The sequence below is a fragment of the Rhabdothermus arcticus genome (assembly GCF_055382915.1).
In genome coordinates, this window is sequence record NZ_AP043808.1 from 163115 (window position 1) to 179446 (window position 16332).

The following is a 16332-nucleotide window of genomic DNA, read 5'->3' on the forward strand; positions in this document are numbered from 1 at the left end:
GTGACGGTGCGGCTTTTCTCCCGGAACCCCCGCCTCCCCCTGCTGGCCCTGCGCGACCTGGTCGTCTTCCCCCGGGCGACGGTGCGCGTCGACGTGGGCCGCCCGGCCTCCCTGGCCGCGGTTCAGGCCGCCCAGGCCGGGGACGGGCGCCTTTTCCTCGCCACCCAGCGCGACCCCGGGGTGGAGCGGCCCGGGGAAGCGGACCTCTACCCGGTCGGCGTGATCGCGGCGATCAAGCGCGTGACCCGCATGGCCGACGGGTCCTTGCAGCTGATCGTCGAGGGCTTGGAGCGGGCCTCCCTCCTCGGGCTCGCCGGCGCCGAGCCGGTGCTCGCCGAGCACCGGGTGCTGGAAGAGACCCTGGGCGAGGCCCGGGCGATCGAGGCCCTGGTGCAGGAGGTGCGCCAGGCCTTCGAGCGCTACCTGATGGCCAACCGCGGCCTGCGCCTCGACCGCACCCGCAGCGAGGCCATCCTGGGCACCGCCGACCCGGCCGCGCTGGCCGACGCGGTGGCCCAGGAGGCGCAGTGGACGACCGAGGAGAAGGCCGCGCTGCTCGCCGAGCCGGTGGTCTCGACCCGGCTCGAGCGGGTGCTCGCGCTGCTGTTGAGGGACCTCGAGCGCTTCGACCTGGACCGCAAGATCGCCGCCCGGGTCAAGGCCCAGATGGACCAGAACCAGCGCGAGTACTACCTGCGCGAGCAGATGAAGGCGATCCAGGCCGAGCTCGGCGGCGGCGCGGACCTGGCCGGCGAGGTCGAGGAGCTCAGGGAGCGCATCGAGAAGAAGGGCTTCCCCAAGGAGGTCGAGGAGAAGGCCTTGAAGGAGCTCGCCCGCTACGAGCGGCTGCAGCCCGGCAGCCCCGAGGCGGGGGTGGTGCGCACCTACCTGGATTGGCTCTTGGACCTGCCCTGGGCGGAGGCCAGCGAGGAGATCCTGGACCTCTCCCGCACCCGGGCGATCTTGGACCGCGACCACCACGCGCTGGACGAGGTCAAGGAGCGGATCCTGGAGTTCCTGGCGGTCAAGAAGCTCGCCGGGGAGGCCGGGGGCAAAGGGCCGATCCTGCTCCTGGTGGGGCCGCCCGGGGTGGGCAAGACCTCGCTCGGCCGCTCGGTGGCCGAGAGCATGAACCGGCGCTTCGTTCGCGTCTCGCTGGGCGGCGTGCGCGACGAGGCGGAGATCCGCGGCCACCGCCGCACCTACGTCGGGGCCCTGCCGGGCAAGATCCTCCAGGGAATGAAGAAGGCCGGCACGGTCAACCCGGTCTTTTTGCTCGACGAGGTGGACAAGCTCGGGGCGGACTGGCGCGGCGATCCCGCCTCGGCGTTGCTCGAGGTCCTCGATCCGGAGCAGAACAAGGCCTTCCAGGACCACTACCTGGAGGTGCCCTACGACCTCTCGAAGGTCTTCTTCCTGGCCACCGCCAACACCCTCTCGGGCATCCCCCGGCCCCTCCTCGACCGCATGGAGGTCATCGAGCTCCCCGGCTACACCCCGCTGGAGAAGCGGGCGATCGCGATCCGGCATCTCTGGCCCAAGGTCGCAAAGCAGGCCGGGGTGCGGGAGCGGGTCGCGGTCAGCGACGCGGCGATCGACCGCGTCATCGCCGAGTACACCGACGAGGCCGGGGTGAGAAACCTCGAGCGCACCCTGGCCAAGCTGGCCCGGCGCATGGCCCGGGCCTACCTCGAGGCGCCCTGGGAGGGGGTGCGCGAGCTCACCGAGGCGGACCTCGAGCCCCTGCTCGGCCCGCCCCGCTACCGTCCCGACCGGCGCGAGAAGGCGCCGATGCTCGGCGCGGCGACCGGGCTGGCTTGGACCGAGACCGGGGGGCGGCTGCTCGTCGTCGAGGCCCTGGCGATGCCCGGCAAGGGGCGGATCAAGCTCACCGGGAACCTCGGCGAGGTGATGAAGGAGTCGGCGGAGGCTGCGCTCAGCTACCTGCGCGCCCACGCCGAGGCCTGGGGGCTGGACGAGGGGGCTTTTGAAAAGCTCGACCTGCACGTCCACGTCCCCGAGGGAGCGGTGCCCAAGGACGGCCCCTCGGCGGGGATCACCGTGGCCACCGCGGTGGCCAGCGCCCTCCTTGGCCGGCCGGTGCGCCCCGATTTGGCGATGACCGGCGAGATCACCCTGCGCGGGCGGGTCCTGGCGATCGGGGGGTTGAAGGAGAAGCTCCTCGCCGCTTACAACGCCGGGATCCGGGAGGTGTTGATCCCCAAGGAGAACCAGCCCCAGCTGGCCGAAGTCCCCGACGAGGTCCGGGAGGGGCTCCGGATCCGCCCGGTCGAGGACGTCGGCGAGGTGCTCGCGGTGGCCCTGCTTCCGCCCGGCGAGGCCCCGGCCGTGACCCGGCCCCGGCCCCGGGCCTAGCTAGCCGAGGAGGACCTTGGCCAGGCGCTCGGCGAGGCGCGGGGCCTCGAGGAACCCGGTGGACCCGAAGCCCCCGAAGAAGCAGCCATAGGGTCGGGGGACGATCCGCTCGGGGAGCCGAAGCCGCACCCCGGTGAAGGCCCCGAGGACCCTCGGGGTCTGCCCGAGATGCGCGCGGGCCCGCTCCAAAAGCTCGGCGACCTCCGAGGCGGTCGGGCTCCAGTGGACAAAGCGCCTCAGCGGCCGGTAGGTGCCCCCCGTCCAGCCTCCGGCGAAGAAGGCGCCCGCGACGCTGGGCGGGGGATCGGCGTCGAGGCCCAAAAGGGTGCCCGCGCTCATCGCCCCCCGCACCCCGCCGAGGGCGGCTCCCTCGGCGCCGCCGGCGAGGACCACCGTTCCCCGAAGGGTGCGCCCGTCGGCGAGGTGGACCCGCCCTCGCTCGAGCCCCACCACCCGGCCCTGAACGCGCGGGATGGACCGGGTCATCTCGGCAAGCAGGCGCCTCGGACGGAGCCAGAAGGCCTCCGTCAGGTGGAGCCGGTCGCCGCCCAGGCGCGCGCGGAGGCCGGCTTCTTTGGCCGCGCGCAAGAAGCGTTCGCCCTGCCCTTGGGGGGGATGGAGGTCGAGCCCCGGGGTGATCCGCGCAAACCGGGCGTAGAACCGGGCCGCGGCCTCGAGCTTCTCCCGCGCGTCGGGGACCGCCTTGCCCCGCTTGGCCCGGATGGGGTTGACCACCGCCGCCGGGGCGTGGCTGGCCCCGGTCCCGGCGGCGACCAGCAGCACCTTGGCTCCGCGATCGGTCAGAAGGCGGGCGAGGACGCTCCCGGCGACGCCCTGGCCGACGACGACGACGTCCGTCTGCATGCCTAGGGAAGGCGGTAGCGTCCGCCGTCCCGGACCGCCTCGCCGGAGGCCACGAGCTCCTCGAGGAGGGCTTTGGCTTCCGCCTCGCCGACCCCGGTCGTGGACGCAAGCTCGGAGGGGCTGAGCGTTCCCTTGCGCAGGAGCAGGGTCCGGGTCCAGGCCAAGAGCGCGGCCGGGTTCGGGCCCCGCGCGACGAGCCTACGCGTCCAGCGGGCGACGGCGTAGGCCAAAAGGCCGCCTGCGGCCAGCGAGGTCACGAGGTGCAGCGTCGTGGCCCAGGCGAGGGCGAAGCCCAGCCCGAAGGCGGCGAGCGCCAGGACGAACGCCAAGAGCCCGGTCATCGCTACCCCGCGACCGGCGCCGCTTCGGGGACCCGGATTGCCTCGACGACCTCGCCGAAGAGAAGGTGGGGGCTGGCCTCGGTCACCCGCACCCGGTAGAGCCCCGGCCCCTTGACCTTGCTGGCCTCGACCAGCACCGGGTGGTTGCCGCGGTCGTGGCCCTCGGCGTAGCCGGTCTCCTTGGCCGTGCCCCGGATCAGGACCTCGACCTCGCGGCCCACCCAGGCCCGGTTCTTCTTCAGGCTCCAGGCCTTTTGCTTTTCGATCAGGCGCTGCAGCCGCTCGACCTTGACCTCCCGGGGCAGGTCCTCGAAGTGCTTGTAGGCCGGGGTCCCGGGCCGGGCGGAGTAGATGAACATGAAGGCGTGGTCGAACCCGACCTCGTCGTAGAGGCTCAGGGTCTCCTCGAAATCGGCCTCGGTCTCCCCGGGGAAGCCGACGATGATGTCGGTGGAGAGGACCGCGTCCGGCAAATACTTGCGGATCGTTTCGATGCGCTTGAGGTAGTCCGCCCGGCGGTACTCCCGGGCCATGCGGCGCAGCACCCGGTCCGAGCCGGACTGCACCGGAAGGTGGATGTAGCGGGTGATCGCCGGGGTCTCGACGATCGCCCGGACGATGTCCTCGGTGAAGTTCACCGGGTGGCTGGTGATGAAGCGCACCCGGGGGATCCCCACCTCCCCGACCCGTCGCAGGAGCTCGGCGAAGGAGGGATAGCCGGGCTGGTCCTTGCCGTAGGAGTTGACGTTCTGGCCAAGGAGGGTGACCTCGAGCACCCCCCGCGCCTTGAGCTGGCGCACCTCCTCGAGGATGATCTCCGGGGGCCGGCTGACCTCGACCCCGCCCCGGGTGGTGGGGACGACGCAGTAGGTGCAGCGGTGGTTGCAGCCGCGGATGATCGCCACGTGCGCGGCCAGGGTGCCCGGCGGGGGGAGGACGATGCGCTCGTTGATCTCCTCGTGGAAGGCCAGGTCCCAGAACCGCGCGTGGCCCTTGAGCGCCTCGGCGACGTTGGTCAGCGCCCCCGGGCCGAGCAGGATGTCGACGCCGAACTTCTCGGCGATCGCCTGCCCCTCCTCGAGCTGCGCCAGGCAGCCCATCATGCCGATCAGAATGCCCCGGCGCTGCTTCTCCTTGCGCAGCTGGCCGAGGAGGCTCTTGACCTTCTCCACCGGCTTGCCGCGCACCGCGCAGGTGTTGACCAGGACGAGGTCCGCGTCCTCGACCGCGTCCACCATCTGCACCCCGAGGCTGACCAGCTCCGAGGCCACGAGGTGGGTGTCGTACTCGTTCATCTGGCATCCGTAGGTGATGATGTGCGCCCTCATGCCTCCACCCCGATCTCCTCGATCAGCCCCTTGTAGATCTCGCTGGCCAGCCTCACCACCTGCTCTGCGGCCTCCGGCCCCTTGACCCCCTGGGGGATCCGCTGGTGGGCGATGCGCAACGACTCCGCCAGGAGCTCGGGAAAGACCGGCCACTGGCCGTTGCCGGAGGGGGACGGCGCTTCGGCGGGCGCCTCCTTCTTGCGCCGCCGGGTCTTTTTCTTGGGCTCTCCGTAGCGCTGCTTGAGGGCCTCGAGGGCCAGCTCCGCGGCCACCCGCTCGGCCTCGCGCTTGGTGGGCCCCTGGCCGGTGGCCACGACCTCGTCCTTGATCACCGCGTCGGCGATGTAAAGGGGCTCCTTGTCGCCCCCGACGTTCTTCGTCTCGTAGCTCGGCTTGCCTAGGCCCATCTTCTGGCAATAGGCGTTTAACGCGCTCTTTGGATGATCCATGTTCACCTCGGGGAACGTGGCCTAAGGCCTCGGGGGCATTTTAGCACGCCAAAGGTCAAATGTCCTATAGTATGGGCAATGGTACGCATTTTGTTAGCGGATGACCACGCGCTCTTCCGGGAGGGCCTGAAGAGCCTCCTGGAGACTGAGCTCGACTTTCACGTGATCGGCGAGGCCAAGGACGGGCGCGAGGCGCTGCGCATCGCGCTTGAGACCCAGCCGGACGTGATCCTCATGGACATCCAGATGCCCGGGCTGGACGGGGTGAAGGCGACCCGGGAGATCCTCAAGGAGATGCCCAACGCCAAGGTCATCATGCTCACCATGTACCGCCAGGACGCCTACGTCTTCGAGGCGGTCAAGGCCGGGGCGCGGGGCTACCTCTTGAAGGACGTCTCCGCCGAGGACCTGATCGACGCGATCCGCCGGGTGGCCGCCGGTGAGGTCCTGCTCGACGCGGAGATGGCCGAGGAAATCATCCAGGACTTCAAAAAAAAGCAAGCGGAGATGCCCGCGGCCCACCGCACCGACCTCACCGAGCGGGAGGTGGCGATCCTCCGACTCTTGGCCCAAGGGGCGACCAACCAGGAGATTGCCGACGAGCTGGGGATTTCCGAGAAGACCGTCCGCAACCGGCTCTCCGAGATCTTCGCCAAGCTGCACCTCAACAACCGCACCCAAGCCGCGCTCTACGCGATCCGCGAGGGGCTCGCCGACTTCGAGGACTAGTGGCCGAGGCCCACGACCACCTCGAGGCCCTGCTCCAGCGGCCCCGGGTCGAGGACCGGCGGGACCACCTCCTCCGGGTCCTCGAGGCCAAGGGGCTTTCCCCGCGGGTCGACACGGTGGGCAACGTCATCGCCGGCGAGGGCCGGCGCGTCCTCGCCGCCCACTACGACACCGTGCTCCCCCCGGCCCTCGTGTTTAAGGGCCCCGAGCGCTGGCAGGGACCGGGCAGCGGCGACAACCTGAGCGGGGTCGCGGTGCTGCTCGCGCTCTCGCCTCCTCCGCCCGGATGGCGGCTGGCCTTCACCGTGGGGGAGGAGGGGCTTGGCAACCTCAAGGGCGCCCGGCACCTGCTCGCCACCCATCCCGTGGACCTCTTCGTCGCCGTTGACGGCTACCTCGGCGACGTGGTCCTTGAGGCCGTGGGCTCGACCCGGCTGGCGTTTCATTTCACCGGTCCCGGGGGGCACGCCTACGGGGCGCGGGTCCCCTCGCCAGCAGAGGCGCTGGGGGCGGTGATCCAGGCCCTCTTTGCCCTCGAGCTAGGGCCTGCCGAGCGGCTCAACGTGGCCCGGGTCTGGGGCGGGGAGGCGATCAACGCGGTGCCCCGGGAGATGGGGCTCTGGCTCGAGCTGCGCGGCCGGGATACGGCCCGCCTGGAGGCCCTCGAGGCCGCGGCGCGGAGGGCGGCGATGGCCGCCGCGGCGGGGGCCGGGGTCGGCCACCGGGTCGAGGTCCTCGGCCGCCGCCCCGCCGGCCGCCACGCCACCGAGGTCCTCGAGGCCGCCGCCGTCGCCGCGCTTGAGGCGGTGGGCGTCCCGCCCCGTCGCATCGCCGCTTCCACCGACGCCGCCGCGGCCCTGGAGCGGGGGGTGCCTGCGATCGGGTTCGGGGTCTACCGCGGCGGCGGGGCGCACACCGAGGCCGAGTGGGTGGACCCGGCTTCCCTGGAGCGGGGGCAGGCGGCGCTTTCGGCCCTGATCGAGCGGCTATCCTAAGGGGGTGGACGTGATCGAGAAGCTCCAAGCGGACGGGGTCTTCTACCTCTTCAAGGAGGGGCCCGAGGGGCCGGAGTACGCGCTGGTCGCGCTCGACGATGGCCTCTACCTCTACGCCTTCACCGAGGAGGCCCTGGCCCGGCGCGTCGCCGAGCGGTTCGACGCCGAGGTCGGCTACTTCCCCACGCCCGCGGACCTCTTCTTCGGCCTTCCCGCCGAGACCCGCGGGCTGGTCGTCGACTTCGACCCGGAGAGCGGCGAGGCCCTCCGCGTGCCCAGGGACGCGCTATGAGGATCGGGGTCCTCGACACCTGGCTGCCGCGGCGCTACCTGGGGTTTTGGACCGCCTACCTCGCCGAGCTCGGGGCCGAGGTCGTCCGGCCCCAGCGACCCTTCTCCGAGGCCCTCGCGGCCGAGGCCCCGGACTGGGCGAGCGCGCCACTGAGAGCGGTCCTCGGCCGGCTCGACGAGCTCGCCCCTGAGGTGGACCGGATCCTCGTCCCCGACGCTCAGCTCGGGGTGGACTCCGAGCGCGGGGCCGGGCAGTGTCCCTGGGTGCGCGACCTGGCGGCGACGCTGCGCCACCTCAGGCCCTCGGCGCCGCCGTTCTACGTCGTCCCCACCGAGCCCACCGAGCACGTGGTGGGCCTGGCCGCGGAGATCGGCGCGGAGGTCAGCCAGAGCCCGCCCAAGGTCCGGCTGGCGCTGGAGCGCACCCGCGCCCTCCTGCGTCCGCCCGAGGCCTTCCGCCTGCCCGGCGGGGCCGACGCGCCAAAGATCGGCCTCGCCGCCGAGCCCTACCTGTTGGAGGAGCCCCGGCTGTACGCGCCCCTGCTCGAGGCCCTCGTGCCCCTGGAGGTCAACGTCGCCGAGCGTCCCCCGGCCCTCTTGCGCGAGGAGGGGCGGCGGATGGGGCTGCGGGCACGCCTGCCCAGCGACCTGGAGTGGGCCGGGGCGGCGCACCACCTGGCCCGGCGGGCCTCGGTGCGGGTGGTGGTCTCCCTGGTCGAGCCCGAGTGCCAGGGGGCGCTGCGCGTCGCCCGCTGGATCCGCGAGGCGCTGCCCAAGCCGATGCTCGTCGTGCCTCTGGGAACCGACGCAAGGACGCTGTTGGCGGAGCTTGGCAGGGTGTAAACTAGGTCCCCGTGCAAACCGACCGGTCGGTCATTCACTACCTCCGCCCCTACCTCTGGAAGTACGCGCTCGGCCTGAGCTTCGCCGTGCTGGCCATGGGGGGCTCAGTCGCGGCGCCGTTCTTCTTGCGCAAGGCGATCGACGCCATCCAGGCGGGTGCCGGCTACCTGGTCTTCGTCGTGGGAATGGTCGTGGTCTCCCTGTTCGCCGCGCTGAGCTCCTGGGCCCAGCGCCGGCTCTCGATCGTGGCCAGCCGCGAGGTCGAGGCCGACCTCCGGCGGGCGCTCTTTGCCCACCTGCTGACCCTTGACTTTCACTTTTTCAACGACAAGCCGGTCGGGGACCTGATGAACCGGCTCAACGCCGACCTGCAGGCGGTGCGCGACATGCTCGGCCCCGGGGTGAACATGGGGTTTCGCATCGTGCTCTTCATCCTGAGCGCGTTCGCGGCGATGTTCTGGGTCAACCCCGGCCTGGCGCTCTGGGTAAGCCTGGTGGCGCTCCCCGCGATCGCGGTCAGCCGCTACCTGATGCGGCTCGTCGAGCGGCGCTGGCGCGCGGTGCAGGAGGTCTACGACCGCATCGGGGCGCGCACCGAGGAGGACATCGCGGGGATCCGGGTGATCAAGGGGTTCGCGCTCGAGGACCGCGAGCTCGCTCGCTTCGAGGCCCTGAACCGCGAATACATCCAAAAGAACCTCGCCCTGGCCCTGGTCGAGGGCCCGATGCACGCCGCGATGAGCCTGATCATGGGCTTTGCGGTCCTGATCCTGCTCTTCAAGGGAGGGCACGAGGTGATCGCGGGGCGGATGACGATCGGCGAGTTCGTGCAGTTCAACGCCTATCTGGCGCTCCTGACCTGGCCGGTCCTGGGGCTTGGCTGGATTTTGGGCCTGTTCCAGCGGGGCCGGGCCAGCTACCGGCGGCTGATGGAGCTCTTCGAGGTCCGCCCGGCGATCGCCGACGGTCCGGAGACCGATCCCACGATCCGGACCCTCGAGGGCGCGGTGGCCTTCGAGGACGTCGGCCTGACCCTCGAGGGGCGGACGATCCTCGAGGCCATCCGGCTGCGCGTGCGCCCCGGCCAGACCCTGGGAATCACCGGCAAGACCGGGAGTGGCAAGACGATGCTGGCGAGGCTCGTCCCCAGGCTCTTGGACCCCACCAGCGGCCTGGTCCGGGTCGGGGGGCACCCCGCGAAGAAGGTGCCCCTGGCGGTCCTCCGCGGCGCCCAGGGCGTGGCGCCCCAGGAGCCCTTCTTGTTCTCCGAGACGGTCTTCGAGAACATCGCCTTCGGCCTCGATCACCCGGATCGCGAACGGGTGGTCTGGGCCGCCAAGCTCGCTGGCATTCACGACGAGATCGCGCGTTTTCCCAAGGGCTACGAGACGGTCCTCGGCGAGCGCGGGGTGACCCTCTCCGGGGGGCAGCGGCAGCGGGTGGCGCTGGCCCGGGCGCTGGCCAAGCAGCCCGAGATCCTGATCCTCGACGACGCCCTCTCGGCGGTCGACGCGGAGACCGAGGCCAAGATCCTCGAGGGCCTCAAGGAGGTCCTCGGCCGACAGACCACGCTGCTCATCAGCCATCGGGTGACCGCGCTCAAGCACGCGGACTGGATCGTGGTCCTGGACGAGGGGCGGATCGCCGAGGAGGGGACCCACGAGGCCCTCCTCGCGAAGAACGGCCTCTACGCCGAGATCGAGCGGCTGCAACGTTTGGAGGAGGCGCTGTGAGGGACGCGGGGCGCTTCGATCCGAAGCTGGTGCGCCGGGTGCTGGCCTTCGTCCGGCCCTACCGCTGGCAGGTCGCGCTGGCCCTCGTGTTCATCCTCGGCACCACGATCTTTTCCAACCTCCTGCCGCTGGTCTTCCGCTTCGCGGTCGACGAGGCCCTGGCGCCGAGGGAGCCGCGGCCGCTGGAGGCCAGGACGCACGCCCTCTTCCTCGCTGCCCTCTTCTTCCTTGGCTTGAAGCTCACCGACGCGGGCTTTCGCTTCGGCCAGACCTACACCCTGGCCTGGATCGGACAAAGGGTGCTCTTCGACCTGCGCCGGGCGCTCTTCGAGAAGCTGATGCGGCTGCACGTGGGCTTTTTCGACCGCACCCCGACCGGCCGCATCCTGACCCGCATGACCTCTGACGTCGACGCGATCCACCAGTTCATCACCGGGGGGCTGGTGGGGTTCGCCGCGGACCTCTTCATGCTCTTCGGGATCATGGGCTTCATGCTCTGGCTGGACTGGCGGATGGCCCTGGTTGCGTTCTGGGTCATCCCGGTGCTCCTGGTCATCACCACCTGGCTCAGGGTGCGGATGCGCGAGGCCTACCGCGCCATGCGGCAGCGGCTCTCCGAGCTAAACGCCTTCTTGGCGGAGAACCTGGCCGGGGTGCTGACGATCCAGCTCTTCGTCCGCGAGCGCCGTCAGCAGGCCAAGTTCGAGGGAAAAAACCGCCGCCTCCTCGACGCCTACGTCGAGGTCATCCGCTGGTTCGCCCCCTTCTTTCCGGTGGTGGCCTTCTTCGGCGACCTGGCGGTGGCCTCGGTGCTCTACAAGGGCGGCCAGGACGTGATCCACGGCGCGGTGACCCTGGGGCTCTTGGTGGCCTTCATCGATTACACGCGCAACTTCTTCGAGCCTTTGCGCGACCTCTCCGACAAGTTCAACATCTTCCAGTCGGCGATGGCCGCTTCAGAGCGCATCTTCGCCCTTTTGGACACCCCGGAGGAGGTGCAGGATCGGCCCGGGGCGAAGCCGGTGCCGCGCCTGAAGGGGGAGATCGCCTTCGAGGACGTCTGGTTCGCCTACGAGCCCGAGAACTGGGTCTTGAAGGGGGTCTCCTTCCGGGTGCGGCCAGGGGAGAAGGTGGCGCTGGTGGGCCACACCGGGGCCGGGAAGACCAGCGTGATCAACCTCATCGCCCGCTTCTACGACGTGCAAAAGGGGGCGGTTCGGGTCGACGGGATGGACGTGCGCGACCTGCAGCAAAAGGCCCTCCGGCGGGCGGTGGGGATCGTGATGCAGGACCCCTTCCTCTTCTCCGGCACCATCCTCGACAACCTGCGGCTGGGGGACGAATCGATCCCCATGGAGCGGATCGAGGAGGTGGTGCGCATGGTGGGGCTTGAGGAGGCGATTCGCCGCCGTCCCGAGGGCTACCTGACCCGGCTCGGCGAGCGCGGGGCGGGCCTCTCCACCGGCGAGCGGCAGCTGATGGCGCTGGCCCGGGCCCTGCTGCACAACCCGGACATCCTCCTGATCCTCGACGAGGCCACCGCCAACGTGGACAGCGAGACCGAGAGGAAGATGCAAGACGCGTTGAAGCGGGTCTCCGAGGGCCGCACCACGCTGGTGATCGCCCACCGCCTCTCGACGATCAAGGACGCCGACCGGATCCTGGTCTTCCGCCGCGGCGAGCTCGTCGAGGAGGGGACCCACGACGCGCTCCTCAAGCAGGGCGGCTACTACGCCAAGCTCTACGCCCTTTCGATGAGCGCCTAGGGGCTACTGGGCCTGGGCCCGGGCGAGGAGCCGCCCGCCCTGGTCGTAGAAGTAGGCCCACTGGGGCTGTCGCGCGAGCTCGACGATTACGAAGGGGCTGGTCAGCTGCTGGGTGACCAGCGCCCCGGGCGGGGGGCTGATCAGGTCCAGGTAGATCGAGGCGGTGTTGGGGTGGTAGGCCACGTCCCGCACCTTGACCCGGTAGCCGCCGGTGGGCTTGAGCCCCCAGAAGAAGCCGGCCAGGCAGCCCTTCGCGTAGCGCTCAGGGGGGAGCGGGGGCAGGGGGCGGCGGCGGCCCTGGGCCAGGTTCCAGAGCGCTGCCTTGGCGTCCGGGCTGCAGGCCAGCGTCGCGTAGGGGGTGCGGGCGGTGTAGGCGGACTGGGTGCCCTCGAGGACGACCCGCCAGGGCCGCAGGTGTTTCACCAGACGAACCTCCGTTTGCACGCGCAAGGACGCCCGCTGGTAGACCCAGGGGGCGGGGGAGAAGCGGTAGGGCGGGTGCGCCGGGCGGACGCGCTCGAAGACCGCGATCGGCCGGCCCTTGGCCCGGGCCTCGAGCTCGTCGAGGATCACCCGGTTCTCGGCGACGGTGAGCCGGGCGAAGCTGGGCCGGGCCGGTTCGGGCAGGGCCACCACCGACTGCCCCGGATCCAGGGGGCCGGTGAGCCGGAACCAGGCCTTGCCATCATAGAGCCAGCTGGCGCGCAGCGCGGTCTCGGTCTCCACCTGGTAGCCAAAGGGGCTCTCCCGCAGCCAGACCCGGGGGGTGATCGGGGGCAGGAGCTCTCGATAAAGCGGCAGGCCGTTGACGCTGAGCGCGTCGGGAACGCTCCAGGGCGAGGGGCGCTCGGCCTTCTCCAGGGTCAGGGTTTCGCCGTCCAGGGTGACGACCATCGGGTCGCCGTAGAAGTACACCCAGCGCTCGCTGGCGTCCGGGGTCAAGAGCTCGATCTCGTGGGCGAGGTAGTAGGGGTGTTCGGGGAGCAGGTAGCTGCACCCCGCAAGGAGCAGGGGCAAGAGCCAGGCCAGCCTTTTCATGCCCCCCATTCTAGGGCTAGCGGGCGGCGCGGGGGTCGAGGGCGTCGCGAAGCCCGTCGCCGAGGAGGTTGAAGCCGAGCACCGCGAGCATGATCGCGAGCCCGGGGAAGAGGCTGATCCAAGGGGCGCGGGTGAAGTACTGAAAGCCGCGGGCGATCATCACCCCCCACTCGGGGGCCGGGGGCTGGGCCCCGAGGCCCAGGAAGCCGAGCCCCGCCGCGTCGAGGATCGCGGTGGCGATGGAGAGGGTGGCCTGGACGATGAGCGGGGAGAGGCCGTTCGGGAGCACGTGGCGGAAGAGGACGCGCCCGTGCCCCGCGCCCAGGGCCTTGGCCGCGGCCACGAACTCGGTCTCCTTGAGGGAGAGGACCATGCTGCGCATCAGGCGGGCGAAGACCGGGACCTGCACCACCCCGACCGCGATCATCGCGTTGGTGATGCTGGGGCCGATCACCGCCACGATGGCGATCGCCAGCAGGATCGAGGGGAAGGCCAAAAGGATGTCGATCAGCCAGGAGATCAGGGTGTCCGCCCAACCGCCGAAGTAGCCGGCGACCAGGCCCAAGAGGGTGCCCAGCACCAGCGCCAGGCCGACCGCCACCACGCCCACCCGCAGGCTGATGCGGGCCCCGTGCCAGACGCGGATGAAGATGTCCCGGCCGAGCTCGTCAGTGCCCATGAAGTGCTGGATCGAAGGGGGCTCGAGGCGTGCCCTGAGGTTGCGGTCCTTTTGCGGGTTGTAGGGGGCGAGCAGGGGCGCAAGCAGCGCGGCGAGGACGAAAAAGCCCACGATCACGAGCCCGGCCTTGCCCGAGCTGGAGCGAAAGAAGCGTTTGAGGGCGCGTTGCAGGGGGGTCTGCATCAGGGCCTCCTAGCGGTACTGGATCCTTGGGTCGAAAAAGCCGTAGGAAAGGTCGACGAGGGCGTTGACCACGACGTAGACCGCGGCGATGAAGAGGGTCCCGCCCTGGACGATCGGGTAGTCGCGGGCCTGGATCGCGTCGTAGAGCCACTTGCCGATGCCCGGCCAGTTGAAGATCGTTTCGGTAAGGATCGCCCCGGTGAGCAGGGTCCCAAACCACAACCCGATGATGGTGATCACCGGGAGCATCGCGTTTTTGAGGGCGTGCTTGTAGATCACCACCCGTTCCGGCAGGCCCTTGGCGCGGGCGGTGCGCACGTAGTCCTGGGTGAGGACCTCGAGCATCGAGCTGCGCATCATGCGGGCGATGACCGCTGCGGGGATCGAGCCCAGCGCGAGCGAGGGGAGGATCAGGTGCCTGAGGGCGTCGACGAAGACGTCGAGGCGGCCCCGGAGCAGGCTGTCGAGGAGGAGCAACCCGGTGAGCGGCTGGAAGCTGGTCTCGATGCCCAGCCGCCCGGAGGGGGGCAGCCAGTGCAGGTAGACCGCAAAGACGTAGATCAGCAAGAGCCCCAGCCAGAAGATCGGCATCGAGACCCCGACGAGGGCCCCGGTCATCACCAGCATGTCGAAGACGCTGTTCTTTCGGATCGCCGCGGCGATGCCCGCCGGTAGCGCGATGATCAGGGCGATGAGCATCGCCCCCAGGGTGAGCTCGAAGGTGGCCGGGAAGCGGGCTTTGAGTTCGGCGGCGACGTCGACCTTGGAGAAGATCGAGCGGCCGAGGTCGCCCTTGAGGATGCGGCCGAGGAAGGTCGCGTACTGGCTGTCGAAGAGGGCGCTGACCCGGCCGGTCTTTTGAAAGGCTTCGAGGTCCAAAAAGAGCGGCTTGTCCAGGTTGAGCTCCTGGCGCAGGCGCGCCAGCGCCTCCGGGGTGGCCCGCTGGCCGAGCATCACCCGCGCCGGGTCGCCGGGGATCAGGTGGACGAAGGTGAAGACCAGGAGGCTGACGCCAAAGAGCACTGGGATGAGGCTGAGGAACCGGCGGATCGCGTAGGCGGCCACGCGCCTAGCCTATACGAAAACCGGGGCCCAACGGGCCCCGGTTTTCGTGGCGTCTACGCTACTTCAGCTCGACCATGTAGAGGTCTTCCGAGCCCAGGGGGCTGGGGATGTAGTTCTTGACCTTCTTGCTGGTCGCGTGCAGCGGGTTGTTGTGGGCCACGGGGATCGAGAGCACGTACTCGTGCACCAGGCGCTGGGCCTCGGCGTAGAGCTGCTTGCGGGCCTCGAGGTCGGGGTTGACGCGGGCCTGGTGGATCAGGTCAGCGATCTTCTGGCAGGCCTCGGTCTCGCACCCCAGGTTGGTCTTGATCGAGGTGGGGCCGAAGAAGGTGTAGAGGTAGTTGTCCGGATCCGGGTAGTCGGGGCTCCAGCCCAGCATGTACATCGGGAACTTGCCCTGGTCGTAGTCGGAGAGGTAGGTGCCCCAGTCCTCGGTCTTCAGGCTGGCCTGGATGCCGACATCGGCCAGGTAGGTGGCGATCGTTTCGGCGATCGGCTGCGGCGCGGGGAAGTAGGGGCGGGAGACCGGCATGTACCAGAGCTCGGTGGCAAAGCCGTTCGGGTAGCCGGCTTCGGCGAGGAGCTTCTTCGCCGCGGCGGGGTCGTAGGGGAAGGGCTTGATGTCCCCGGCCCGGCCCCACATCGCCGGGGGCACGAACTCCGTGGCCCGCTCGCCCAGGCCGCCGTAGAAGGCGTCGACGATCGCGTCCCAGTCCACGGCCATTGCGATCGCCTTGCGCACGCGCAGGTCGTCGAGGGGCTTGTTCTTCTGGTGGAAGGCGACGTAGCCGATGTTCAGACCCTTTTGCACCACCGCGACCAGGTTGGGGTCCTGCTCGATCGCGCCGCGGTCCTCGGGCGAGAGGTTGTTGGCGATGTGGATCGAGCCCGCCTTGAGCTCCGCGAGCCGGCTGGTGGGCTCGGGGATGCCGCGGAAGACCAGGGTCTCGACGTGAGCCTTGCGCGCTTCGTCGTAGTAGTTCTCGTTGCGCTTGAGGATTACCTTGTCGCCGATCTTCCAGCTGTCGAAGACGAAGGGCCCGGTGCCCACCGCGCCGACCTCGGGGGTGCCGTAGGTCTCGGGGTTCTTCTTGACCGCGGTGGGGGAGTCGATGCCGAAGTAGCTGGCGGCGACCATCTGCGGGAAGAAGCCCACCGGCTGGGTGAGGTAAAAGCGCACCGTGTACGGGTCAACGACCTCGACCCGGTCGATCACCGAGCCTTCGCCCTTGAAGCCGCCGAAGACCCAGGTGAAGGGCACGAACTCCTTGCCCCCGCGGTAGGGGTTGGTCTTGTCGTTCCAGCGGTCGAAGTTGAACTTGACGGCCTCGGCGTTGAAGGGGGTGCCGTCGTGGAACTTGACGCCCTTGCGCAGGTAGAAGGTCCAGACCTTGGCGTCGCTCGAGGCCTCCCACTTCTCGGCCAGGCCCGGGATGGGGTTCACTGTGCCCGGCTCGAAGGTCACCAGGGTTTCGACGATCTGCTTCGCCACCCGGAGCGAGTTGCCGTCCTGGGCGGCGGCGGAATCCAGGGTCACGGGAAGGCCCGACTGCCCGTAGATCAGGGTCTGGGCCAGCCCCATACCGAAGAGGCCGAAGGCCAGGAACAATCCCAATGCAAGCTTCTTCATACGCACCTCCTTAGGGTGTACA

At 70.0% G+C, this 16332-nt stretch carries 15 protein-coding genes; 7 read left to right on the forward strand and 8 right to left on the reverse strand.

Annotation, left to right across the window (positions count from 1 at the left end; translation table 11 throughout):
• Nucleotides 1–6 precede the first annotated feature (6 nt).
• Complete coding sequence (gene lon / locus ACZ48Y_RS00965; RefSeq protein ID WP_464741267.1) at nucleotides 7–2376, forward strand: endopeptidase La; 2370 nt, start codon at nucleotides 7–9, stop codon at nucleotides 2374–2376.
• Here lon and ACZ48Y_RS00970 read toward each other — a convergent pair whose 3' ends face one another.
• From ACZ48Y_RS00970 to ACZ48Y_RS00985, 4 genes are read right to left on the reverse strand one after another with little or no spacing between them, the layout of a single operon-like run.
• Entirely contained in the window at nucleotides 2377–3240 is an 864-nt protein-coding gene (locus ACZ48Y_RS00970) for an FAD-dependent oxidoreductase (protein WP_464741269.1), read from the reverse strand. It abuts the gene before it with no gap.
• Nucleotides 3241–3242: 2 nt separating this feature from the next.
• A complete protein-coding gene (locus ACZ48Y_RS00975) occupies nucleotides 3243–3581 on the reverse strand; it encodes a hypothetical protein (RefSeq protein WP_464741271.1) in 339 nt (112 codons plus the stop codon).
• Nucleotides 3582–3583: 2 nt separating this feature from the next.
• Nucleotides 3584–4909: a tRNA (N6-isopentenyl adenosine(37)-C2)-methylthiotransferase MiaB gene (gene miaB, locus ACZ48Y_RS00980; protein ID WP_464741273.1), complete on the reverse strand. Its 1326-nt coding sequence runs from the start codon at nucleotides 4907–4909 to the stop codon at nucleotides 3584–3586.
• On the reverse strand, nucleotides 4906–5316 hold the full coding sequence (locus tag ACZ48Y_RS00985; protein WP_464741275.1) for a double-stranded RNA binding motif domain-containing protein: 411 nt from the start codon (nucleotides 5314–5316) through the stop codon (nucleotides 4906–4908). Before ACZ48Y_RS00985 ends, miaB begins: the two co-directional genes overlap by 4 nt.
• Nucleotides 5317–5436: 120 nt before the next feature.
• Here ACZ48Y_RS00985 and ACZ48Y_RS00990 point away from each other — a divergent pair, with 120 nt between their 5' ends.
• From ACZ48Y_RS00990 to ACZ48Y_RS01015, 6 genes are read left to right on the forward strand one after another with little or no spacing between them, the layout of a single operon-like run.
• On the forward strand, nucleotides 5437–6087 hold the full coding sequence (locus ACZ48Y_RS00990) for a response regulator transcription factor (RefSeq protein WP_464741277.1): 651 nt from the start codon (nucleotides 5437–5439) through the stop codon (nucleotides 6085–6087).
• Complete coding sequence (locus ACZ48Y_RS00995) at nucleotides 6087–7082, forward strand: M20/M25/M40 family metallo-hydrolase (RefSeq protein ID WP_464741279.1); 996 nt, start codon at nucleotides 6087–6089, stop codon at nucleotides 7080–7082. The genes ACZ48Y_RS00990 and ACZ48Y_RS00995 overlap by 1 nt, the downstream gene beginning before the upstream one ends.
• A gap of 4 nt (nucleotides 7083–7086) precedes the next feature.
• Nucleotides 7087–7374 carry a hypothetical protein gene (locus tag ACZ48Y_RS01000; protein WP_464741281.1) on the forward strand — a complete coding sequence of 96 codons (288 nt, stop codon included), beginning with the start codon at nucleotides 7087–7089 and terminating at the stop codon, nucleotides 7372–7374.
• Nucleotides 7371–8216 carry a hypothetical protein gene (locus ACZ48Y_RS01005; RefSeq protein WP_464741283.1) on the forward strand — a complete coding sequence of 282 codons (846 nt, stop codon included), beginning with the start codon at nucleotides 7371–7373 and terminating at the stop codon, nucleotides 8214–8216. Before ACZ48Y_RS01000 ends, ACZ48Y_RS01005 begins: the two co-directional genes overlap by 4 nt.
• A gap of 11 nt (nucleotides 8217–8227) precedes the next feature.
• Nucleotides 8228–9949, forward strand: coding sequence for an ABC transporter ATP-binding protein (locus tag ACZ48Y_RS01010; protein WP_464741285.1), 1722 nt, complete (start codon nucleotides 8228–8230; stop codon nucleotides 9947–9949).
• A complete protein-coding gene (locus ACZ48Y_RS01015; protein WP_464741287.1) occupies nucleotides 9946–11715 on the forward strand; it encodes an ABC transporter ATP-binding protein in 1770 nt (589 codons plus the stop codon). The genes ACZ48Y_RS01010 and ACZ48Y_RS01015 overlap by 4 nt, the downstream gene beginning before the upstream one ends.
• A 3-nt stretch (nucleotides 11716–11718) precedes the next feature.
• On the opposite strand, the gene ACZ48Y_RS01020 is transcribed toward ACZ48Y_RS01015, so the two are convergent.
• Genes ACZ48Y_RS01020 through ACZ48Y_RS01035 form a run of 4 tightly spaced genes read right to left on the reverse strand, consistent with a single transcriptional unit; the run spans nucleotide 11719 to nucleotide 16310 of the window.
• Nucleotides 11719–12753 (reverse strand): protease complex subunit PrcB family protein, encoded by a 1035-nt coding sequence (locus ACZ48Y_RS01020; RefSeq protein ID WP_464741289.1) that lies wholly within the window; start codon nucleotides 12751–12753, stop codon nucleotides 11719–11721.
• Between the two features lie 16 nt (nucleotides 12754–12769).
• On the reverse strand, nucleotides 12770–13615 hold the full coding sequence (locus ACZ48Y_RS01025; protein ID WP_464741291.1) for an ABC transporter permease: 846 nt from the start codon (nucleotides 13613–13615) through the stop codon (nucleotides 12770–12772).
• 9 nt (nucleotides 13616–13624) lie between these two features.
• Entirely contained in the window at nucleotides 13625–14680 is a 1056-nt protein-coding gene (locus ACZ48Y_RS01030) for an ABC transporter permease (RefSeq protein WP_464741293.1), read from the reverse strand.
• Between the two features lie 58 nt (nucleotides 14681–14738).
• Complete coding sequence (locus ACZ48Y_RS01035) at nucleotides 14739–16310, reverse strand: ABC transporter substrate-binding protein (protein ID WP_464741295.1); 1572 nt, start codon at nucleotides 16308–16310, stop codon at nucleotides 14739–14741.
• Between the last annotated feature and the right edge of the window lie 22 nt (nucleotides 16311–16332).